This window comes from Actinokineospora sp. NPDC004072, assembly GCF_053604195.1.
The window spans coordinates 41,176-61,926 of the sequence record NZ_JBSGHB010000008.1; the positions used below are offsets into that span (position 1 = coordinate 41,176).

The following is a 20,751-nucleotide window of genomic DNA, read 5'->3' on the forward strand; positions in this document are numbered from 1 at the left end:
GGAGCGGTCCGGCGAGAGGCGAGGATTCCCGCCGCTCCCACGCGGCGGATTGGACAACTAGGGCCCCTGAGCGGCCGCGCACCCAGCGCGCCCGGGGGCGGAGGAGCTACATGTCGGATATGTCGAACCCTGCCGGTCGGACCGGCGGGGCCGCCACCACACCCGCGCTGGGCGATCTGCCCGCCAAGGTGCGCGTGCACGCCCTGGCCAAGCTGCTCGGGGTGAGCAGCCGCGAGGTGCTCGGGGCGCTGAACGAGCTGGGCGAACCCGCCCGCGGCGCGCAGTCCAGTGTGGCCAGGGAGCTGGCGCTGCGGGTCGCCGACGCGCTGGCGGGGGAGCCCGCCGAATCGGCGGAAACCCCGGTGAGCCCGGTGAGTCCGGACAGCCCGGATAGCCCCGGCAGCCCAGATAGCGCGGACAGCGCTGACGAGGCCGTCGAGGAGGTCGATGAGCTGCCCGCGGTCGCCCCGCGGCTGCCCGCCGTCCCGGTGTTCGCCTCGGCGTCGCCGCTGTTCCAGGCGCCGGACCCGGCCGCGGCCACCGCGCGCCGCAAGGCCAGGCCCGAGCCCGAGCCGGAGCCCGACGACGAGCCGGAGGAGCCGGTCGACGACGCCGCGGACGCCGACGCCGACGCCGATGAGGGCGCAGGCAGGCGCCGCCGCCGCGGTCGCCGCGGCCGCGGTCGGGGCCGCGGGGCCGAGGACGCCCCCGACGCCGAGGACGCCGAGCCCGCCGACGCCGAGCCCGAGGCCGCCGAGGCGCCCGAGGCCGACGAGGACGGCGGCAGCAAGCGCCGCCGCCGTCGCCGCCGCCGCAAGGGCGGCGAGGACGCCGACACCGCCGAGGCCGACGACCCGCCGAACACCGTCACCCACGTCCGCGAGGCCCGCGAGGACCGTGACTCCTCGCGTGACTCCTCCCGCGACAGCGGCCGCGACGAGGTGCGCAGCGTGCGCGGCTCGACCCGGCTGGAGGCCAAGCGCCAGCGCCGCCGCGACGGCCGCGAGGCCGGGCGCAGGCGCGCCCCGATCCTGTCCGAGGCCGAGTTCCTGGCCCGCCGCGAGTCCGTCGACCGCACGATGGTCGTCCGCGAGTACAGCGACCGCACCCAGATCGGCGTGCTGGAGGACGGGGTGCTCGTCGAGCACTTCGTGACCTCGTCGGGCAGCGGGTCGCTGGTCGGCAACGTGTACCTGGGCCGCGTGCAGAACGTGCTGCCCAGCATGGAGGCGGCCTTCGTCGACATCGGCCGCGGCCGCAACGCCGTGCTCTACGCCGGTGAGGTCGACTGGGACGCCGCCGGGCTGGAGGGCAAGGCCCGCAAGATCGAGCAGGCCCTCTCCACCGGCGACAGCGTGCTGGTGCAGGTCACCAAGGACCCGGTCGGCCACAAGGGCGCCCGGCTGACCACCCAGATCTCCCTGCCCGGCCGGTTCCTGGTCTACGTGCCCGGCGGCGGGGCGACCGGCATCTCCCGCAAGCTGCCGGAGAACGAGCGCCGCAGGCTCAAGGACGTGCTCAAGCGCGTCGTCCCCGAGGACGCAGGCGTGATCATCCGCACCGCGTCCGAAGGCATCTCCGAGGAGGAGCTGGGCCGCGACGTGCGCCGCCTGCAGGCGCAGTGGGAGGTCATCAAGGAGAAGGCGGAGGCGGGCAGCGGCCGCAAGGGCGGCAAGAGCAGCGCGCCGACCCTGCTCTACGAGGAGCCGGACCTGCTGGTCAAGGTCGTCCGCGACCTGTTCACCGAGGACTTCAGCGCGCTGATCGTCCAGGGCGACACCGCCTGGGAGACCATCGACGCCTACGTCCGCCACGTCGCCCCCGAGCTGGTCGACCGCGTCCGCAAGCACAGCGGCCCCAAGGACGCCTTCACCACCCACCGCGTCGAGGAGCAGCTGCTCAAGGCGCTCGACCGCAAGGTCTGGCTGCCCTCCGGCGGCTACCTGGTGATCGACCGCACCGAGGCGATGACGGTCATCGACGTCAACACCGGCAAGTTCACCGGGTCGGGTGGAAACCTGGAGGAGACGGTCACCCGCAACAACCTGGAGGCGGCCGAGGAGATCGTCCGCCAGCTGCGGCTGCGCGACGTGGGCGGCATCATCGTGATCGACTTCATCGACATGGTGCTGGAGTCCAACCGCGACCTGGTGCTGCGCAGGCTCACCGAGTGCCTGGGCCGCGACCGCACCCGCCACCAGGTGGCGGAGGTCACCTCGCTGGGCCTGGTGCAGATGACCCGCAAGCGGGTCGGCACCGGCCTGCTTGAGGCGTTCAGCACCACCTGCGAGCACTGCAAGGGCCGCGGCGTGAACGTCTCGACCGAGCCGGTCGTGAAGGCGGCCACCGGCCAGCAGAACGGCCAGAACGGCGGCGGCAGCGGGCACAAGGAGTCCAAGCGCTCCCGCAACCGCGGCGAGGACCGCGTGGCCAAGGACGCGGCCAAGGACGCGGCTAAGGACGCGGCCAAGGAGAAGGACGCGAAGGACAAGGACGCGAAGGAGCCCGAGGCCCCCAAGGAGGAGCCGGTCCCCGAGCCCGAGCGGGAGGTGGCCAAGGCCGCGGTCGCCCAGATCGCCCGGTCCACCGTCCGCGCAGGCGAGGACGACCCGGACGCCGCCGGGCCGGAGGTGCCCGAGCAGGCGCGCAACGGCAACGGCCGGGTGGCTGAGCTGGCCCCCGCCGCGGCCCCGCGCAGGCGTCGGCGGGCCGCGTCCCGGCCCGCAGGCCCCCCGGTGGGCGTGGACACCGAGGGCTGATTCGTCGGTGCGCGGAGCAGGCGTGTACGCTGTTGCACGGCCCGCCGAATGGTGGGCCGTGTCGTGCACAGCCTGGTCCGCACCGAGTACCGCGTGACCCCACGCACGACCCCCACTGTCTAGCAGCAGGAGACTTCCGTCCGATGTACGCGATCGTCAAGACCGGCGGCAAGCAGTACAAGGTGGCTGTCGGCGACGTCGTCGAGGTCGAGAAGCTCGAAGGCGTGCCGGGCACCGAACTCAGCCTTGCCGCGGTGCTGGTCGTCGACGGCACCGACGTCACCACGGACGCGGACGCCCTGGCGAAGGTTGCGGTGACCGGCAAGGTCGTCGAGCACACCAAGGGCCCGAAGATCCGGATCCACAAGTTCAAGAACAAGACCGGCTACCACAAGCGCCAGGGTCACCGGCAGAAGCTGACCCGCGTCGAGGTCACCGGCATCACGGTGAAGTGAGGACCTGAGCAGCCATGGCACACAAGAAGGGTGCGTCAAGCTCCCGCAACGGGCGCGACTCGAACGCCCAGTACCTGGGCGTGAAGCGGTTCGGCGGTCAGGTCGTCAAGTCCGGTGAGATCCTGGTCCGCCAGCGCGGCACCAAGTTCCACCCGGGCGTCAACGTCGGCCGCGGCAAGGACGACACGCTGTTCGCGCTGTCCGCGGGCGCCGTCCAGTTCGGTTCGCGGCGCGGTCGCAAGACCGTCAACATCGTCCCGGTCGAGGCCTGAGGCCCGACCGCGAGACCCCTTTGTGACGAGGGCGGGCCTGCTTCGGCCCGCCCTTTGTCGTGTCTGTGAGAGGAAGCCATGTCCCGATTCGTCGACCGGGTGGTCATCCACGTCTCCGGCGGCAACGGCGGCAACGGGTGCGCGTCGGTCCACCGGGAGAAGTTCAAACCGCTGGGCGGCCCCGACGGCGGCAACGGCGGCAACGGCGGTGACGTCGTGCTGGTCGTCGACGCCAACGTGCACACCCTGCTGGACTTCCACTTCCGCCCGCACGCGGTGGCCACGCACGGCAAGCAGGGGCAGGGCGGCAACCGGGACGGGGCCAACGGGCAGGACCTGGAGCTGAAGGTGCCCGAGGGCACCGTGGTGCTGTCCAAGGACGGGGAGATCCTCGCCGACCTGGTGGGGCACGGCACGCGGTTCGTCGCCGCGTCCGGCGGCCGGGGCGGGCTGGGCAACGCCGCGCTGGCCTCCAAGGCCCGCCGGGCGCCCGGGTTCGCCCTGCTCGGCGAGCCGGGGGACACCCGCGACCTGGTGCTGGAACTGCGCTCGATGGCCGACGCCGGGCTGGTCGGGTTCCCGTCGGCGGGCAAGTCCTCGCTGATCGCGGTGCTGTCGGCGGCCAAGCCGAAGATCGCCGACTACCCGTTCACCACGCTGGTGCCGAACCTGGGCGTGATCACCGCGGGGGAGACGGTCTTCACGATGGCCGACGTGCCCGGGCTGATCCCCGGCGCGTCCGAGGGCAAGGGCCTGGGCCTGGACTTCCTGCGCCACATCGAGCGCTGCTCGGTGCTGGTGCACGTGGTCGACTGCGCCACCGAGGAGCCCGGCCGCGACCCGCTGTCGGACATCGACGCGCTGGAGGCCGAGCTGGCCCGCTACACCCCCGCGCTCGGTGGCACGCTGGCCGACCGGCCGCGCGTGGTGGTGCTCAACAAGATCGACATCCCGGAGGGGCGGGAGCTGGCCGAGCTGGTGCGCCCGGAGATCGAGGCGCGCGGCCTGCCGGTGTACGAGGTGTCCACCGCCACCCGCGAAGGGCTGCGCGAGCTGACGTTCGCCCTGGCCAGGGTGGTGGAGGCGGACCGCTCGGCGCGGCCGATCGTGGAGCCGACCCGGATCGTGCTGCGGCCCAAGGCCGTCGACGACACCGGCTTCACCATCGAGCCCGACCCGGCCGAGGAGGGCGCGTTCACCGTCCGCGGCGAGCGCCCGGAGCGCTGGGTGCGGCAGACGAACTTCGACAACGCCGAGGCCATCGGCTACCTCGCCGACCGGCTGGCCCGCCTGGGCGTGGAGGAGGCGCTGGCCAAGGCGGGCGCGCAGCCGGGCTGCCCGGTGACGATCGGCGGCATCACCTTCGACTGGGAGCCGTCGACGCCCGCAGGCATCGCGATGACCATGTTCTCCCGGGGCAGCGACCCGCGCTTGGAGCAGGACGACCGGACCAGCGCCGCCGAGCGCAAGCACGCCCGCCGGGTGCGCCGCGGCCTGGAGGAACCGGAGTGACCGCGCTGCGCTCGGCGACCCGCTCGGCCGTCGCCGCCGCCCGGCTGGTGGTCGTCAAGGTGGGCTCGTCGTCGCTGACGACCGCGGCGGGCGGCCTCGACCCGGCGCGGCTGGACGCCCTGGTCGACGCGCTGGCCGCCCGCCGCGCGAGCTCGTCGGTCGTGCTGGTGTCCTCCGGCGCGATCGCCGCGGGCCTGGCCCCGCTCGGCCTGGCCCGCCGCCCCCGCGACCTGGCCACCCAGCAGGCGGCGGCCAGCGTCGGGCAGCTCGCGCTCGGGCACGCCTACGTCGAGTCCTTCGCCCGCCACGGGCTGCGCGTCGGCCAGGTCCTGCTGACCGCCGACGACGTGGTCCGCCGCGCGCACTACCGCAACGCCCAGCGCACGCTGTCGCGGCTGCTGGCCCTGGGCGTGGTCCCGGTGGTCAACGAGAACGACACGGTGGCCACCGACGAGATCCGCTTCGGCGACAACGACCGCCTCGCCGCCCTGGTCGCCCACCTGATCGGCGCGGACGCGCTGGTCCTGCTGTCCGATGTGGACGCCCTCTACGACGGTGACCCGCGCCTCGGCGCGGCCAGCCCGATCGAGGAGGTCGCCGACGCCGCGGACGTCGCGGGCGTGGACGCGGGCGCCTCCGGCTCGGGCCTGGGCACCGGGGGCATGGCCTCCAAGCTGGCCGCCGCCCGCCTGGCCTCGGTCGCGGGCGTCCCGGTCCTGCTGGCCTCGGCCGCCGCCGCAGGCCGGGCCCTGACCTCGGCGGACGTCGGCACCGCCTTCGCCGCCTCCGGCCGCAGGCTGACCGCGCGCCGCTTCTGGCTGGCCTACGCCGCCGACGCCACCGGAACCCTGACCCTGGACGACGGCGCGGTCACCGCCGTGGTCACCAACCGCCGCTCCCTCCTGGCCGCGGGCATCACCACCGTCACCGGCGACTTCCACGCGGGCGACGTGGTGGACCTCACCGACCCCGCAGGCCGCGTGGTGGCCCGCGGCCTGGTCGCCTACGACTCCACCGAGCTGCCGGACCTCATCGGCCGCTCCACCCGCGACCTGCCGACCGAGCACCGCCGGGAGGTCGTCCACGCCGACGACCTGGTCGCCCTAGCGCACGGCTGAGGCGTAGAACAGCGGCCAGGCGATCAGGAAGCGGTCGCGCGCGCCGCGCTCGGCCTGGTCGGCCAGCCAGTCGTCGGCCTCCGCCCTCGTCACCCGGCCCGTCGCAACCGCCCCCTGCGCCAGCACCGCCAGCGACGGGGCCATGACCGAGTGATCGGTCACCACCATCGTGTGGACCTCGACGGCGACGTCGTGGAAGCCCGCGTCCAGCAGCAGGGTCCGGAACCGCCGCCCGAAGTGCTCCTCGCGCGAGCTCGTCTGCGCGGCCCGGATCAGCTCCTGCGGCCCGTCGACCACGACCATCCCGTAGTCCGGCCCCACCAGTACCGCCCGTCCGCCCGGCTGGAGCACCCGCCGCGCCTCGCGCAGCACCGCCCCCGCGTCTGGGACGAGGTGCAGCAGCCGCATGGCCCGGTAGCCCCGCACCGAACCGTCCGCCAACGGCAGCGCCGCGGCGTCCGCGACCACGAACACCCCCGGGTGCCGGGAGCGGGCGGTGGCCACCGCCTCCGGGTCGAGGTCCACCCCCACCACCCGGTGCCCGACCAGCTCACCCGCCGCGTGCCCCGTCCCGCAGCCGACGTCGACCACCGCGGCGCCCGGGGGCAGGGCCAGCAGGTCGCGCACCCTGGCCCGGGCTTCCGCCATGCCCGGCAGCGACTCGATCCGGTCGTGGAAGGCGGTCACGTCGTCGTCGCCAGGGCGAACGGCAGGACGGCCGACGCGCCCGCCTCCAGCAGCACCGTCCCCGCGACGGTCATCGTCCACCCGGTATCCACCCGGTCGTCGACCAGCAGCACCGGCCCCGAGACCGACCCGGCGAACCCGCGGCCGTTCCACAGCCCCGCGAGCCGCTGCGCGCTGTTCGCCCGCGCCGCGGAGCCCACGGTCACCTCGCCCAGCAGCGGCAGCCGCCCGATGCCCGCAATCCGCGCCGCGAGGTCCCGCGCGAGCGCCGACGACGCCACCGCGACCACGCCCTCCGGCCGGGCGGCCCACTCCCAGGCCGCGAGCACCTGCACGCAGCCGTCCACCACGTCGTCCGGCACGCCGTCCGGCGCCTGCCCGTCCGGTCCGGCGAACAGCTCGCGCAGCCGGTTGCCCCACCCGATGTCGGTCAGCCGCCCGAGCGCCCGCCCGGGCTCCAGCGGCTGCTTGATCTTGCCCGACAGCGGCACGCCCAGCGCCGCCATCCCGGTCGGCCACAGCTTCTTCGGCGGGATCTCCACGCCCGGCCTGCGCAGCCGCTCGCGCGCGGCGTCCACGCCCGCCGCCGACACCTCCGCGCTCCACCGCCGCCCGGTGCAGTTGTCGCAGCGGCCGCAGGGCGCCGCGTGCGGGTCGTCGAGGGTGCGCAGCAGGAACTCCATGCGGCAGCCGCCGGTGGCCTGGTACTCCAGGATCGCCCGCTGCTCGGCGTCGCGGGCCTCGGCGATGCGGGCGTACCGCGCCGCGTCGTACTCCCACGGCTGGCCGGTGGCCGTCCACCCGCCGCGGACCCGCCGCACGGCCCCGTCGACGTCGAGGACCTTGAGCACCATCTCCAGCCGGTTGCGCGACAGCTCGACCAGCGGCTCCAGCGCGGGGGTGGAGATCGGCCGGTCGGTCAGCGCGTCGAGCACCTGGCGCACCACCCGCTCCGGCGGGAACGCCAGCGAGGCGAAGTAGGACCAGATGTCCTTGTCCTCGACCCCGGGCAGCAGCACCACGTCGGCCCGCTCGACGCCGCGGCCCGCGCGCCCGATCTGCTGGTAGTACGCGATCGGCGACTGCGGCGCGCCCACGTGCACCACGAAGCCCAGGTCCGGCTTGTCGAAGCCCATGCCCAGCGCCGAGGTCGCCACCAGCGCCTTGACCCGGTTGGCCAGCAGGTCCTCCTCGGCCCGCAGCCGCTCGTCGGGGTCGGTGCGCCCGGTGTAGGCGGCGACGGGGAAGCCGCGGTCGCGCAGGAAGCCCGCCAGCTCCTCGGCGGCGGCGACCGTCAGGGTGTAGATGATCCCCGATCCGGTGAACCGCGGCAGGTTCTCGGCCAGCCACGCCAGCCGCGCCTGCGCCGTGGGCAGCCGCAGCACCGCCAGGTGCAGGCTCTCCCGGTCCAGCGGCCCCCGCAGCACCGCGGAGGAGCCCAGCTGCGCGGACACGTCGCGCACCACCCGGTCGTTCGCCGTGGCCGTCGTCGCCAGCACGGGCACGCCCGCGGGCAGGTCGGAGAGCAGCGTGCGCAGCCGCCGGTAGTCGGGGCGGAAGTCGTGGCCCCAGTCGGAGATGCAGTGCGCCTCGTCGACCACGAGCATCCCCGCGGACGCGGTCAGCGACGGCAGCACGGCGTCCCGGAAATCCGGGTTGTTCAGCCGTTCCGGTGACACGAGCAGCACGTCGACCTCGCCAGCGGCGACCTGCTCCTGCACCGCGGTCCACTCGCCCGGGTTCGCCGAGTTGATCGTCGCGGCGTGCACGCCCGCCTTCGCCGCCGCGGCGACCTGGTTGCGCATCAGCGCCAGCAGCGGCGAGACGATCACCGTCGGGCCCTCGCCCAGCTCCCGCAGCAGGGCCGTGGCCACGAAGTACACCGCCGACTTGCCCCACCCGGTGCGCTGCACGACCAGGGCCCGGCCGCGGTCGGCGACCAGCGTCCGGATCGCGGTCCACTGGTCGTCGCGCAGCCGGGCGTCGTCACCGGCGAGGGCGCGCAGCCGCTGTTCGGCCGCCGCCCGCAGGGCCTGGTCGTCCACGCCCCCCTTGATACCTCAGACGCGGACGAGCACCTGCTCCAGGTCCTTGCGCACCAGGTCGGGCACGGTGGCGTCCTCGGCGGGGTAGCCGACCGGGATCACCGCGAACGCCTTCTCGTTGCGCGGGCGGTTGAGCACCTCGGACAGGAACTTCATCGGGCTGGGCGTGTGCGTCAGCGCGGCCAGGCCGGACAGGTGCAGCGCGGTGATCAGCATGCCGACGGCGATGCCGACCGACTCGTCGACGTAGTAGTGCTTGTGCTGCTCCTGGCCGTCGAGGTAGTACCGCTGCTCGAAGACCACGATCAGGTAGGGCGCGTCGGTCAGGTGCGGCTTGTTCTGGTCGGTGCCCAGCGGGCGCAGCGCCGAGAGCCACTCCTCGCCCAGGCGGCCCGCGTAGGAGATCTGCTCCTCCCGCTCCGCGGCCTCGCGGATCTTGCGGCGCACCTCGGGGTCCTGCACGAGCACGAACGTCCACGGCTGCTGGTGGGCCCCCGACGGCGCGGTGGAGGCGACGGCGATCGCGTCCAGCACGGCCTGCTCCGGCACGGGATCGGTGGAGAAGGCGCGCACGGTGCGGCGCTGGTCCATCTTGGCGCGCAGTTCTGCGGCGTTGCGCAGCGAGTCCTCGACGCTCATCCGCACCGGTCGGTACGGAACGGGCGTGAAGGGCTGATCGTGGATCGGTTCCCAAGCCATGGCAGGAGTGTTACAAGCAATCCGCCGTCGTACCTCATACCAGGTAGCCATAGGTTTCGCCGACATGATCCGAACGGGCGCGGGTACGGTTACCGACATGGCGGATCGCCGTATCGGGATCATGGGCGGCACGTTCGACCCGATCCACCACGGGCACCTCGTCGCGGCCAGCGAGGTGCAGGCGCGCTTCGACCTCGACGAGGTCGTGTTCGTGCCGACCGGGCAGCCGTGGCAGAAGGGCGACCGCCAGGTCAGCGCCGCCGAGGACCGCTACCTGATGACGGTGGTGGCCACCGCGTCGAACCCGCGGTTCTCCGTCAGCCGGGTCGACATCGACCGCGAGGGCGCGACCTACACCGTGGACACCCTGCGCGACCTGCGCGGGCTCAACCCGGACGCGGAGCTGTACTTCATCACCGGCGCCGACGCGCTGGCCCAGATCCTGTCCTGGCGCGACGCCGCCGAGCTGTTCACCCTCGCGCACTTCGTCGGCGTCACCCGGCCGGGGTACGACCTGGCCGACGCCCACCTGCCCACCGGATCGGTGAGCCTGGTCGAGGTGCCCGCGATGGCGATCTCGTCCACCGCCTGCCGGGAGCGGGTGGCCAAGGGCGAGCCGGTCTGGTACCTCGTCCCCGACGGGGTGGTGCAGTACATCTCCAAACGGCGGCTCTACGTCGGCGAACGCTGAGGCGGCGGGTACCCTCGACGGGTTGCGTCAGCGGAGAAACCGAGGAGAGCCGTGGCAGCCACGGAGCAAGCCCGCGAGTTGGCCATCGTCGCCGCGTCGGCGGCCGCCGACAAGAAGGCGACCGACGTGGTCGTGCTCGACGTCTCCGACCAGCTCGTCATCACGGACTGCTTCGTCATCGCGTCGGCGGCCAACGAGCGGCAGGTCGGGGCCATCGTCGACAACGTCGAGGAGAAGATGCGCGCCGCCGGGACCAAGCCGGTGCGCCGCGAGGGCGCCCGCGAGGGCCGCTGGGTGCTGCTGGACTTCGTCGACGTCGTGGTGCACGTCCAGCACGCCGAGGAGCGCTCCTTCTACAGCCTGGAGCGGCTGTGGAAGGACTGCCCGCGGGTGCCGTTCGAGGCCGGTCCGCCCGCGGAGGAGGACGACGCCACGTGACGTTGCGCAGGGTCGTGATGTGGCGGCACGGCGAGACCGACTACAACGCCACCGGCCGCATGCAGGGCCACATCGACTCGAACCTGACCGAGACCGGCTGGAACCAGGCCCGCTTCGCCGTGCCCGCGCTGGTCCGGTTCAACCCGGACATCATCGTCACCTCGGATCTGCGCAGGGCCACCGACACGGCCACCGTGTTCAGCTCGGCGAGCGGCATCCCGCTGCGCATCGACAAGCGCTTGCGCGAGACCCACCTGGGCCTGTGGCAGGGCAAGACCCTGACCGAGGTCGACGCGGAGTACCCCGGCGCCCGCAAGGTCTGGCAGACCGACCCGACCTGGGCCCCGCCCGGCGGCGAGCCGCGCGTCGAGGTGGCGGCCCGGGCCGCCGAGGTCGTCGCCGACCTGGACGAGGGCGACGCCGAGACCGCGCTGCTGTGCGCGCACGGCGGCCTGATCACCGCGCTGACCGCGCACCTGCTGGACCTGCCGCTGGCGGCCTGGCCGCTGCTGGCGGGCATCGGCAACTGCCACTGGACCGTGCTGGCCAGGCGGGAGACCAGCGGCCTGGCGTGGCGGCTGATCGCCTACAACGCGGGCATCACCGGGTGACCACCCTGCTCGTGTTCGGCGACTCGCTGGCCTTCCACGGGCCGGACGGGCCGCACCCCGCCGACGACCCCCGGCTGTGGCCGAACCTGGCCGCCGCCGCGCTGGGCGGGTCGGCGGAGCTGTTCGCGGGCCTGGGCTGGACGGCGCGCGACGCCTACTGGTCGCTGGTCGGCGACCCCCGGGTCTGGCCGGTGCTGCCCAAGGCGTCCGCGCTGGTGCTGGGCGTGGGCGGGATGGACACGCTGCCCTCGCCCGCGCCGACGTACCTGCGCGAGGGCATCCGCTACCTGCACTCCGACCGCGTCCGGCGGTGGGTGCGGTCGGCGTACCTGGCCTCGGTGCCCCACCTGGCCAAGGTCAGCCGCCGGGTGGCGCTGCCGCCCGCGCTGTCGGTGCGCTACCTCGACCGGACGCTGACGGCGATCCGGACGCTGCGCCCGTCGATGCCCGCTGTCGCGGTGCTTCCGTCGGTGCACCGGTCCGCGGGGTACGCGGGGGTGCACCACGGCCGCGCGCCCGCGGTCCGCGCGCTCACCGCGTGGGCGTCGGCGTCGGGCGTGCCGCTGCTGGACCTGGCGGAGGTGGTGGGGGAGCACGTGCTCAGCGGCCAGGGCAACCCCGACGGCATCCACTGGGGCTGGCCCGCGCACGAGCAGGTGGGGAAGGCGTTCGCCGAGCTGATCGGCCCGCTGCTCGACTGATCCCGGCAATCCTGCCCTGCTCCGGTTAGGCTCCCGCACCGTGCCGTTCGCCGTAGTCACCGACTCGACCGCGTCCCTCCCCGAGGGCTTCGCGGATCGGCACGCCGTCCACGTCGTCCCCCTCACGGTGCACGTCGACGACGAGACGGGCCGCGACGGCATCGACATCGGCCCCGGCGAACTGGCCAAAGCCCTCCGCGACCACCGCGCGGTGACCACCTCCCGGCCGAATCCGGAGGCGTTCGCCGAGCGGTACCGGGAGCTGCTGTCGGCGGGCTACGACGGCGTGCTGTCGGTCCACCTGTCCAAGGAGCTCTCCGGCACCTGGGAGTCGGCCCGCCTGGCCGCCACCGAGGTCGACCCGGCCCGCATCCGCGTGGTCGACTCCCGCACCATCGCGATGGGCCTGGGTTTCGCCGCCCTCCAGGCCGCTTCCGTCGCGGCCGGGGGAGGAGACGCCGATGCCGTGGAGGAGGCGGCCGTCTCGGCGGCGTCCCGAACCCGCTGCCTGTTCGTGGTGGAGACGCTGGAGCACCTGCGCCGCGGCGGCCGCATCGGCGCGGCGGCGGCGCTGCTCGGCACGGCGCTGTCGGTCAAACCCCTTCTCCACGTGACCGACGGCCGCATCCAACCCCTGGAGAAGGTCCGCACCACCACCCGAGCCCTCGCCCGCCTGGTCGACCTGGCCTCCGCAGCGGCCGCCGAACTCCCCCCGGGCGAGATCCGCCTGGCCGTCCACCACCTCGCCGCCCCCGAACGAGCCGCCGAACTGGCCGCCCGCCTCGACGACCGCCTCCCCGGCTCGGTGGGCTGCTTCGTCAGCGAGGTAGGCGCCGTCATCGGCGCCCACACCGGCCCCGGCGTCCTCGGCGTGGCGATCTGCACCTGAGTTGTCCACAGGCCGGGGAGAAGGCCTGGCAGCGTGGGGAGCGCCGCTCATACCGTCGTAGGTATGAAGACGAAGGCCACAGTAGACGAAGCCCTCACCCGCCTGAGCCGCGCCATCGACCGCCCCTGGGACAACGGCTCCCTACCGTCCTATGCAGACACCCCCCACCCCCTGACCCGCTTCCTCACCCGCTGGACCAAGCCCTCCCACCCCACCCACCCCTACCCAACCGAAGACCCCGACCTCCGACCAAACCACCCCACCCCCCACCCCAAACCCCGCGCCCTGATTCACCCCTCAACGCCTACCCAGCACCGGAGGCCCACCAAGCCGGTCGAGCCTGCCCGCCATTCAATGCCCGCCCACCCGTCGGCCTCCCCCCATCCGACGTCCGCCCACCTGTCGGCCTCTGCCCATCCGACGTCCGCCCACCTGTCGAGCTCCGCCCAGCAGGCGTTCGCCCACCCACCGGCCTCTGCCCAGCAGACGTCCGCCCACCCACCGGCCTCCACCCACCCGACGTCTGCCCACCCGTCGGCCTCCGTCCAACGCACGTCTGACCACCAGTCGGAGACCCACCCCACCCGCTCCTCCACGCCGATCTCGCCCCACCACACCTGGCCCTCCACCCCGGCCTCGCCCGACCGCACCCGGCCCTCCACCTCCGCCTCACCCGACCCCACCTGGCCCGCCACCAGCGGCAGCCTCACCCCTGGCCCCACCGCTCAACCCGACCTGCCACCCACCGGAACCCGAGTCGAATCGAACCCGACCTCGGCCCACGTCGGCTCCTCCTCCCATGCCGACTACCCCGACCCCACTGATCCGGAGTACTCGCCCCAACGACCGGACTCCTCCCACGAGCACACGAAGCCGGCAGACCCCGACTTCGACTCTGACTTCGTCCTCGACCCCGCCAACGAAGTCGACGTCACCCCCGCACGCCGTCGCCTACCCCGCGCGGCCGCCATCGTCGCCGTCGTCCTCGGTGCCCTCCTGGCAGGCGTGCTGGCGATCCCCGGCTCCCCGGAAACTCCCGCCGCACCCCCGCCCGCCCTCCCGGTCGACCAGCCCAAGCCAGCCATCACCGTCGACATCCAAGGCAAGGTCAAGACCCCAGGCGTCCGCCAACTCCCCACCGGCTCCCGCGTGATCGACGCCCTCACCGCCAGCGGCGGCCCCCTCCCCGGCACCGACACCAGCACCCTCAACCTCGCCCGCCGCCTGGTGGACGGCGAACAGATCCACGTCGGCACCACACCCCCACCCGCCGCCCTCAACTCGTCCACCCCACCCCTCACCAACCTCAACACCGCCCCCGTCTACCAACTCGACGCCCTCCCCGGCGTAGGCATCGTCACCGCCCAACGCATCGTCGAGTACCGCACCCGCACCGGCGGCTTCACCGACATCAACCAACTACGCCAAATCGAAGGAATAGGCCCAACCCGCTTCGACAAATTGAAGGACTTGGTCACCGTCTAGCCCGCTCCACCCATCCCTCCGCGCCCCCAGCCGCGCACTGCCCAAGCCCTCACCCCCGCCGACACGCCCACGCCTCAACCCAGCCCACGCCCCACCCCAACCTAGCCACCTCCACCACGACACCCAGGCAGGCCACCATGCCGCAAACCACCCTCCGCCGAACGGACTCCATCCCCACCACCGCCCCCGCTCCAGCACACCGACGCGCTCACCGCCCATCACCCGAACCCCGCGAAGCCCGCACAACCCGCCGAACCATCCCGACTCACCAACCCACCGGAACCTTCCAAGCCGCCCTGAATTGCTCCGCCATCCTGACCTGCCAAGCCTCCTCGACCTGGCAAGCGACCCCTGTCTGCCTTGCCAGCTCCATCTGTCGTATCACCCCGGCTTGTCTTCCCGGCTTGGGTCTTCCTTGTGCGCAGGCCCTCCCTCCCTGCGCCTCCAGCCCCGTCCTGAATAGGTCACCCCTCCCGCGCCCAACCCCCACCCGAAACGCCCCGCCCTCCGCATGGCCCCCGCCCTGCGCCTTGCACTCACCCTGCGCCTTGCCCGCCACCCCCACCTCCACCTCGTCTTCGTCGTCCACCTCGGCCAGGTCGCAGCCCCCGTCCGCCGCTCCCGCCACTCGGCTCCGCGTCCGCCGCCACCTCTACCTCGTCCCCACCCTCCCGGACACCGCACACCACCACCCCACGCCGTCCAGCCACCCCACTCCGCCTAGCCACCCCACTCCGCCCTACCACTCCAGTCCGCGTAGTCACGCCACTTCGCCCCACCACCCCAGTCCGCTTGATCACGCCACCCCGCCCCGCTACCCCTGCCAGCACCTCCCACCCCAGCCCGCCTGCCGGCACCACCACGCCTGCCGGCACCACCTCCCGCCCCACCTCCCCTCCCAGCCCCCGGAGGCCATCCCATGCCCACCCACGACTGGCGTCTCGTCCCCGCCGCCCTCGCGGTCTGGTTCGCGGCGTTTCTCGGGCTCCTCGTCCACTGGGCGGTCGCGGCCGCGGTCGGGGTGGTGGCTGTGGGGGTGGCGGCGGCGGTCGTCGCGCGGTCTGGGGCGGGGAGGGTTCATGCGGCGTGGCCGTTGTTGGCCGCAGGGGTGCTCGCCGTGGTGCCCGTTGCCGAGCGGGTTCGAGATGCCGCGCACGACCCGCTCCGGGCGATGGCCGACGAGCGGCAAAGCATCGTCCTCCGCGTCGAAGTCGCCGAGCGGCCGCGACCCATTCGGGCGGCCGGGTACGGGGCAACGCCTTCCGGAGTACGCACCGTGGTCATCACCGCCCGCGCGGTACCCGGTGGTGGGCAAGTCGTCGTCTTCGCGCCTGCCGAGCACTGGGCGGGGCTCCTCCCCGGGCAGCAGGCGACCGCGGCGGCGCGGTTGGCTCCGGCTCCGGCGGGTGGGCTGACGGCGGCGACGGCGAACGTCCGCGGGCCTCCCTCCGATGTGGACGAACCCGGCGCCGCCCAGCGGATCGCGGCCGAGTTGCGGGCCGGGCTGCGCGGAACCGCCGCGCACGTCCTGGGGCCGGAGGCGGCCGGGCTGCTGCCCGCCCTCGTCGTCGGCGACACCGACGGGCTCCCGCCCGGCGTCCGCGCGGACTTCGACACCGCGGGCATGACCCACCTGCTGGCCGTCAGCGGGGCGAACCTGGCCATCACCGGATTCTTCGCCCTGTTCCTGCTCCGGCTCCTCAGGGCAGGCCCGTGGATGGCGTCGGCGGGCGCGGCGGCGGCCATGGTCGGGTTCGTCGTGCTCGCCGGGCCGGAGCCGAGTGTGCTGCGGGCGGCGGTCATGGGCGTCATCGGGATGCTGGCGTTGGCGCTGGGACGGGAGAAGTCCACGCTGCCTGCGCTCGCCGTCGCGGTGATCGGGCTGGTCGCGGTCGACCCCGAGATGGCCGTCTCCTTCGGCTTCGTCCTATCCGTGCTCGCCACCGCAGGCCTGGTGCTGATCGCCCCGCGGTGGGCGGCCGCGCTGCGGGGCAGGCGGGTGCCAGCGGGCATCGCCGAGGCGATCGCCGTCCCCGCGGCGGCGCACCTGGTCACCGCGCCCGTGGTGGCGGGCATGAGCGGGCAGGTGAGCCTCGTCGCGGTGGCGGCGAACCTGGTGGCCGCGCCGGTCGTCGCGCCCGCGACGGTGCTGGGCGTGCTCGCCGCGCTGGTCGCGCCGCTGTGGGCCGGGGCGGCTCAGGCGCTGGTCGCCGCGGCGGGTCCGGAGACGTGGTGGCTGCTCACCGTCGCCGAGCACGCTGCCAGCATCCCCGGGGCGGCCGTGCCGTGGCCGGAGGGCTGGTGGGGCGGGGTCACCGCGGCCGCGGCGGCGGGCGTGCTCGTGCTGGCGGCGCGGCTGCCCAAGGTGCGGGCGCTGGTGGCCTTGGCGCTCGTCGGCGTGCTGCTGGTGGTCATCCCGGTCCGGATCGCCCGGCCCGGGTGGCCGCCGGAGGGCTGGGCGTTCATCGCCTGCGATGTCGGCCAAGGCGACGGCATGGTCCTGGCCACGGCCGAGGCGGGGACGGTCGTGGTGGTCGACACCGGGCCCGAACCCGAGCCGATGGGGGAGTGCCTCGACCGGCTCGGCGCCAGCCGGGTGGCGGCCGTGGTGCTCAGCCACCTGCACGCCGACCACATCGGCGGCCTGCCCGCCGTGCTCGACCGGGGGCCGCCGGGCGCGGTCGTCGTCGGGCCCGGCAGGCAGCCGGGCTGGGCGTGGGACCGCGTGCGCGCCGCCGCGGGCGGTGTGCCCGTGGTGGAACTGACCGCTGGGCGCAGGCTGACCTGGCCTGGGCTGACGATCGACGTGCTCCATCCGAGAGGAGGCGATGCCCAACCCGAGGACGCGGACGGCAGCGCGATCAACAACGCCTCGCTCGTCCTGCTCGCCAGCACGACCGCGGGACGGGTCCTGCTCACCGGGGACATCGAGCTCACCGCCCAGGCCGACCTGGCGGCGTCCGGGATCGACCTGGCCGCCGAGGTGGTCAAGGTGCCCCACCACGGGTCGCGGTTCAGCGACCCGGCGTTCCTGGCCGCCGTCGGGCCGCGGCTGGCGGTGGTCAGCGTCGGGGCGCGCAACCGCTACGGGCACCCGAACCCGGGGACGCTCGCCGTGCTCGCCCGGATCGGCGCGCGCACCGGGCGCACCGATCTCGGGGGAGACGTCGCGGTCGTCCCCGGGCCCGCCTTGGTGTCCAGGGGGCCGCCGGGATGAGTCCGGTGTGGACTCTAGCCCTGCAGGGCCGCGCGCACCGCGGCCGTGGTCGGCGGGACGACGGCCTTGGGGCCGATGCGGTCCTCGACGGCATCGAGGGTCTTGAGGCCGTCGCCGGTGATCAGCAGGACGGTGTCGGCGTCCGGGTCGAGCTGGCCCGAGTCGATGAGCTTCTTCGCCGTGGCCACGGTGACCCCGCCCGCGGTCTCGGCGAAGATGCCCTCGGTGCGGGCCAGCAGGCGGATGCCCTCGACGACCTCCTCGTCCGTGACATCTTCCACCGCGCCCCCCGTGCGGCGGACGGTGTCGAGGACGTAGGGGCCGTCGGCGGGCGCGCCGATGGCCAGCGACCGGGCGATGGTGTTGGGCTTGACCGGGATGATGACGTCCTGGTCGGCCTTGTACGCCGCCGACACCGGGGCGCAGCCGGTGGCCTGGGCGCCGAAGACGCGGTAGGGGGTGTCCTCCACCAGGTCGAGGGCGGCCAGCTCGCGGAATGCCTTGTCCACCTTGGTGAGCTGCGACCCGGACGCGACCGGGATGACCACCTGGCCGGGCAGGCGCCACCCGAGCTGCTCGGCGACCTCGTAGCCGAGGGTCTTGGAGCCCTCGGCGTAGTACGGGCGCACGTTGACGTTGACGAACGCCCAGTCCTCGTTCTCCGCGGCCAGTTCGGTGGCCAGGCGGTTGACGTCGTCGTAGTTGCCGTCGACGGCGATCAGCGAACCGTCGTACACCGCGGTGGTGAGGATCTTGGCGCGTTCGAGGGAGGAGGGGATCAGCACAACTGAATCCCAGCCCGCGCGGGCGGCAGCGGCCGCGACGGCGTTGGCCAGGTTGCCCGTGGAGGGGCAGGCCAGCACCGTGAAGCCGAGCTTGCGCGCCGCGGCGAGGGCGACGGCGACGACCCGGTCCTTGAACGAGTGGGTCGGGTTGCCGGTGTCGTCCTTGACCCACAGCGACTTCACGCCCAGCGCGGCGGCGAGGCGGTCGGCCTTCACCAGGCGGGTGAAGCCGGGCTCGGTGTTGGGGTGGGCCTGCACGTCCGGCGGGACGGGCAGCAGGCGCCGGTAGCGCCAGATCGACTTGGGGCCCGCCTCGATGTCGGCGCGGGTTACGGTGCCGAAGTCGTAGGCGACCTCGAGCGGGCCGAAGCACTCCGCGCAGGCGAATTCCGCGGCGAGGGGGATCTGGTGGCCGCACTCCCGACAGGAGAGGGCGCGCGCGGGACCGAGGTCGAGGGCGGGCGTGGTGTCGACGGCAGTCATCGCGAGGTATCTCCTCATCTCTCCCGCGTCCGCGGGTCGGAATTGGCACCGTGGTCGTGGTCGACCTCACGAGGAGGTGACACTCACGCCGGTTGCCGGGGCTTCGTCGGGCCGTTCCCTCTGCCCCTCTGGATGAGCGGTATTCGGTTGTGCGGCCCGGGATGGGCCTTGCCGACACGCTACGACACCGCGGCCCCGCGTGACCAACAGGACGTCCATCATGCGAGAGCCCTTGCGCTACCCGGCGGTGTCGGCGTGGCATGGCAGGATGCCCGTGTGAAGTCACCCGCGGTCACCCCGGCCCCGCTGCAACTGGTGCTGGGCGAGGAGGAACTGCTGGTCGAACGCGCCGTCCGGGCCGCGCTCGACAGCGTGCGGCTGGTCGACCCCGCCGCCGACCTCACCCGCGTCCGGGTGGCCGACCTCACACCCCCTGAGCTGGCCGAACTCGTCTCGCCGTCGCTGTTCGCCGAGGGCAGGGTGATCGTCCTGGACGCCGCGCAGGAGATCACCCAGGACATCGCCGCCGCCGTCACCGCTTACGCCAAGGCGCCCGCGGAGGGCATCGTCCTGGTCGTCGCGCACAACGGCGGCGGGCGCAAGGCGGGCAAGGACCTCGTCGCCGCATTGCGCAAGCTCGGAGCGGCCGTCACCGAGTGCCCGAAGCTGACCAAGCCCGCCGAGCGCGAGGCGTTCGTCCGCGAGGAGATCCGCCGGGCGGGCGGGCGCACCGACCCGGCCGCGGTCGCCGCGCTCATCGACTCGGTCGGCTCGGACCTGCGCGAGCTGGCCGCCGCGGCCGCCCAGCTGGTCGCCGACACCGGCGGCACGGTCTCGGAGGAGGCCGTGCGCCGCTACCACCGCGGCCGCGCCGACGTCACCGGGTTCGCCGTGGCCGAGAAGGCCGTCACCGGCGACGTCGCGGGCGCGCTGGAGGCGCTGCGCTGGGCGCTGCAGCTCGGCGTGGCGCACGTCCTGGTCGCCGACGCCCTCGCCGACGCCGTGCGCACGATCGCCCGGGTGGCGGGCGCGGGCCGAACCGACCCGTTCCGGCTGGCCCAGCAGCTGGGCATGCCGCCGTGGAAGGTGAAGAAGGCCGTGGCCCAGTCCCGGGGCTGGCGCGCGGAGGGCCTGGTCGAGGCCATGCAGATCGCCGCGGAGGTCAACGCCGACGTCAAGGGCGCCGCCGTGGACGCCGACTACGCCTTGGAGCGCGCCGTGCTCCGCCTGGTCCGCGCCCGCGGCACCTGACCGCCGCGGAAGACCGCCGCGGAAGACCGCCGCGGAAGACCGCCGCGGAAGACCGCCGCGGAAGACCGCCGCGGAGGACCGCCGCGGAAGACCGCCGCGGAAGACCTCTGTGGACACCGGCGCGTCCGCTGTGGAGCGCGTCAGGCGTGTTCCTCGCGGCTGGCCAGGATCTCGTCGCGGCGGGTGAGGCGGTGCTTGCGGCGGATCTCGGCTTCCCGGAGGCGGCGGTGGTCCTCGTCGGTCTCGGGCAGGAGCGGGGGGACCGGCCGGGGCTGGCCGTGGGCGTCGACGGCGACGAAGACGAGGTAGGCGGTGGCGACGCGGACCGGGGGGACGCCAGCGCGGTCCCACGGCTCGGCCAGGACGCGGACCCCGACCTCCATCGAGGAGCGGCCCGCCCAGTTGACCTGCGCGTGGGCGTGGACCAGGTCGCCGACGCGGACGGGGTGGAGGAAGGTCATGCCGTCCATCGCCGCGGTGACCGCCGGGCCGCCGGAGTGGCGCTGGGCGACGGCGCCCGCGACGTCATCGACCAGCTTCATGACCACGCCACCGTGGACGGTGCCGAGGAGGTTGGTGTCCAGCGCGGTCATGATGTGCGACAGCGAGGTGCGCGCCGCCGACGGGGGTTTGGGCTCCATACCGCGAGTCTC

18 protein-coding genes and 1 riboswitch are annotated in these 20,751 nt (G+C 73.9%); of the genes, 13 read left to right on the top strand and 5 right to left on the bottom strand.

The window, feature by feature from the left end; genetic code table 11:
• Window positions 1–110: 110 nt before the first annotated feature.
• From ACWEPX_RS14045 to proB, 5 genes are all read left to right on the top strand, one after another.
• Window positions 111–2,759, top strand: a complete 2,649-nt coding sequence (locus ACWEPX_RS14045; protein ID WP_451897539.1) for a translation initiation factor IF-2 N-terminal domain-containing protein — start codon at window positions 111–113, stop codon at window positions 2,757–2,759.
• Between the two features lie 143 nt (window positions 2,760–2,902).
• Window positions 2,903–3,214, top strand: a complete 312-nt coding sequence (gene rplU, locus ACWEPX_RS14050; protein ID WP_189212117.1) for a 50S ribosomal protein L21 — start codon at window positions 2,903–2,905, stop codon at window positions 3,212–3,214.
• A 14-nt stretch (window positions 3,215–3,228) separates the two neighbouring features.
• Entirely contained in the window at window positions 3,229–3,486 is a 258-nt protein-coding gene (gene rpmA, locus ACWEPX_RS14055) for a 50S ribosomal protein L27 (RefSeq protein ID WP_451897540.1), read from the top strand.
• A 78-nt stretch (window positions 3,487–3,564) separates the two neighbouring features.
• Complete coding sequence (gene obgE, locus ACWEPX_RS14060) at window positions 3,565–4,998, top strand: GTPase ObgE (protein ID WP_451897541.1); 1,434 nt, start codon at window positions 3,565–3,567, stop codon at window positions 4,996–4,998.
• Entirely contained in the window at window positions 4,995–6,116 is a 1,122-nt protein-coding gene (gene proB, locus ACWEPX_RS14065; protein WP_451897542.1) for a glutamate 5-kinase, read from the top strand. Before obgE ends, proB begins: the two co-directional genes overlap by 4 nt.
• On the opposite strand, the gene ACWEPX_RS14070 is transcribed toward proB, so the two are convergent.
• Genes ACWEPX_RS14070 through ACWEPX_RS14080 form a run of 3 tightly spaced genes read right to left on the bottom strand, consistent with a single transcriptional unit; the run spans window position 6,102 to window position 9,547 of the window.
• Window positions 6,102–6,803: a methyltransferase domain-containing protein gene (locus ACWEPX_RS14070; protein ID WP_451897543.1), complete on the bottom strand. Its 702-nt coding sequence runs from the start codon at window positions 6,801–6,803 to the stop codon at window positions 6,102–6,104. The two genes, proB and ACWEPX_RS14070, sit on opposite strands and share 15 nt — an antisense overlap.
• The gene (locus tag ACWEPX_RS14075; RefSeq protein ID WP_451897544.1) at window positions 6,800–8,848 is read right to left on the bottom strand and encodes a RecQ family ATP-dependent DNA helicase; all 2,049 of its coding nucleotides are present in this window, start codon (window positions 8,846–8,848) and stop codon (window positions 6,800–6,802) included. Before ACWEPX_RS14075 ends, ACWEPX_RS14070 begins: the two co-directional genes overlap by 4 nt.
• A gap of 15 nt (window positions 8,849–8,863) precedes the next feature.
• Window positions 8,864–9,547 carry a nitroreductase family protein gene (locus ACWEPX_RS14080; protein WP_451897545.1) on the bottom strand — a complete coding sequence of 228 codons (684 nt, stop codon included), beginning with the start codon at window positions 9,545–9,547 and terminating at the stop codon, window positions 8,864–8,866.
• Window positions 9,548–9,644: 97 nt separating this feature from the next.
• On the opposite strand from ACWEPX_RS14080, the gene nadD reads away from it, so the two are divergent.
• The 7 genes from nadD to ACWEPX_RS14115 all read left to right on the top strand — a co-directional run bounded on the left by nadD (window position 9,645) and on the right by ACWEPX_RS14115 (window position 17,579).
• Complete coding sequence (gene nadD / locus ACWEPX_RS14085) at window positions 9,645–10,238, top strand: nicotinate-nucleotide adenylyltransferase (protein ID WP_451897546.1); 594 nt, start codon at window positions 9,645–9,647, stop codon at window positions 10,236–10,238.
• A 51-nt stretch (window positions 10,239–10,289) separates the two neighbouring features.
• On the top strand, window positions 10,290–10,676 hold the full coding sequence (gene rsfS, locus ACWEPX_RS14090; RefSeq protein WP_451897547.1) for a ribosome silencing factor: 387 nt from the start codon (window positions 10,290–10,292) through the stop codon (window positions 10,674–10,676).
• Window positions 10,673–11,287, top strand: a complete 615-nt coding sequence (locus tag ACWEPX_RS14095) for a histidine phosphatase family protein (RefSeq protein WP_451897548.1) — start codon at window positions 10,673–10,675, stop codon at window positions 11,285–11,287. The genes rsfS and ACWEPX_RS14095 overlap by 4 nt, the downstream gene beginning before the upstream one ends.
• Entirely contained in the window at window positions 11,284–11,988 is a 705-nt protein-coding gene (gene octT / locus ACWEPX_RS14100) for a diglucosylglycerate octanoyltransferase (protein WP_451897549.1), read from the top strand. The genes ACWEPX_RS14095 and octT overlap by 4 nt, the downstream gene beginning before the upstream one ends.
• 40 nt (window positions 11,989–12,028) lie before the next feature.
• Window positions 12,029–12,877, top strand: a complete 849-nt coding sequence (locus ACWEPX_RS14105) for a DegV family protein (protein ID WP_451897550.1) — start codon at window positions 12,029–12,031, stop codon at window positions 12,875–12,877.
• A 1,005-nt stretch (window positions 12,878–13,882) separates the two neighbouring features.
• On the top strand, window positions 13,883–14,362 hold the full coding sequence (locus ACWEPX_RS14110; protein WP_451897551.1) for a helix-hairpin-helix domain-containing protein: 480 nt from the start codon (window positions 13,883–13,885) through the stop codon (window positions 14,360–14,362).
• Window positions 14,363–15,281: 919 nt separating this feature from the next.
• Window positions 15,282–17,579, top strand: coding sequence for a ComEC/Rec2 family competence protein (locus ACWEPX_RS14115; RefSeq protein WP_451897552.1), 2,298 nt, complete (start codon window positions 15,282–15,284; stop codon window positions 17,577–17,579).
• A 14-nt stretch (window positions 17,580–17,593) separates the two neighbouring features.
• Here ACWEPX_RS14115 and thrC read toward each other — a convergent pair whose 3' ends face one another.
• Window positions 17,594–18,847, bottom strand: coding sequence for a threonine synthase (gene thrC / locus ACWEPX_RS14120; RefSeq protein ID WP_451897553.1), 1,254 nt, complete (start codon window positions 18,845–18,847; stop codon window positions 17,594–17,596).
• An 11-nt stretch (window positions 18,848–18,858) separates the two neighbouring features.
• Window positions 18,859–18,986, bottom strand: a riboswitch (SAM riboswitch).
• A 137-nt stretch (window positions 18,987–19,123) separates the two neighbouring features.
• Between thrC and holA the strand changes: the two genes are divergently transcribed.
• Window positions 19,124–20,098, top strand: a complete 975-nt coding sequence (gene holA / locus ACWEPX_RS14125) for a DNA polymerase III subunit delta (RefSeq protein WP_451897554.1) — start codon at window positions 19,124–19,126, stop codon at window positions 20,096–20,098.
• Between the two features lie 140 nt (window positions 20,099–20,238).
• Here holA and ACWEPX_RS14130 read toward each other — a convergent pair whose 3' ends face one another.
• On the bottom strand, window positions 20,239–20,739 hold the full coding sequence (locus tag ACWEPX_RS14130) for an acyl-CoA thioesterase (RefSeq protein ID WP_451897555.1): 501 nt from the start codon (window positions 20,737–20,739) through the stop codon (window positions 20,239–20,241).
• Window positions 20,740–20,751 lie beyond the last annotated feature (12 nt).

Bases quoted from the DNA above. Each gene is read 5' to 3' on its own strand.
- ACWEPX_RS14045 (WP_451897539.1), top strand. From the start codon at position 111: ATGTCGGATATGTCGAACCCTGCCGGTCGGACCGGCGGGGCCGCCACC.
- rplU (WP_189212117.1), top strand. From the start codon at position 2,903: ATGTACGCGATCGTCAAGACCGGCGGCAAGCAGTACAAGGTGGCTGTC.
- rpmA (WP_451897540.1), top strand. From the start codon at position 3,229: ATGGCACACAAGAAGGGTGCGTCAAGCTCCCGCAACGGGCGCGACTCG.
- obgE (WP_451897541.1), top strand. From the start codon at position 3,565: ATGTCCCGATTCGTCGACCGGGTGGTCATCCACGTCTCCGGCGGCAAC.
- ACWEPX_RS14080 (WP_451897545.1), bottom strand. From the start codon at position 9,547: ATGGCTTGGGAACCGATCCACGATCAGCCCTTCACGCCCGTTCCGTAC.
- nadD (WP_451897546.1), top strand. From the start codon at position 9,645: ATGGCGGATCGCCGTATCGGGATCATGGGCGGCACGTTCGACCCGATC.
- ACWEPX_RS14115 (WP_451897552.1), top strand. From the start codon at position 15,282: ATGCCCACCCACGACTGGCGTCTCGTCCCCGCCGCCCTCGCGGTCTGG.
- thrC (WP_451897553.1), bottom strand. From the start codon at position 18,847: ATGACTGCCGTCGACACCACGCCCGCCCTCGACCTCGGTCCCGCGCGC.
- ACWEPX_RS14130 (WP_451897555.1), bottom strand. From the start codon at position 20,739: ATGGAGCCCAAACCCCCGTCGGCGGCGCGCACCTCGCTGTCGCACATC.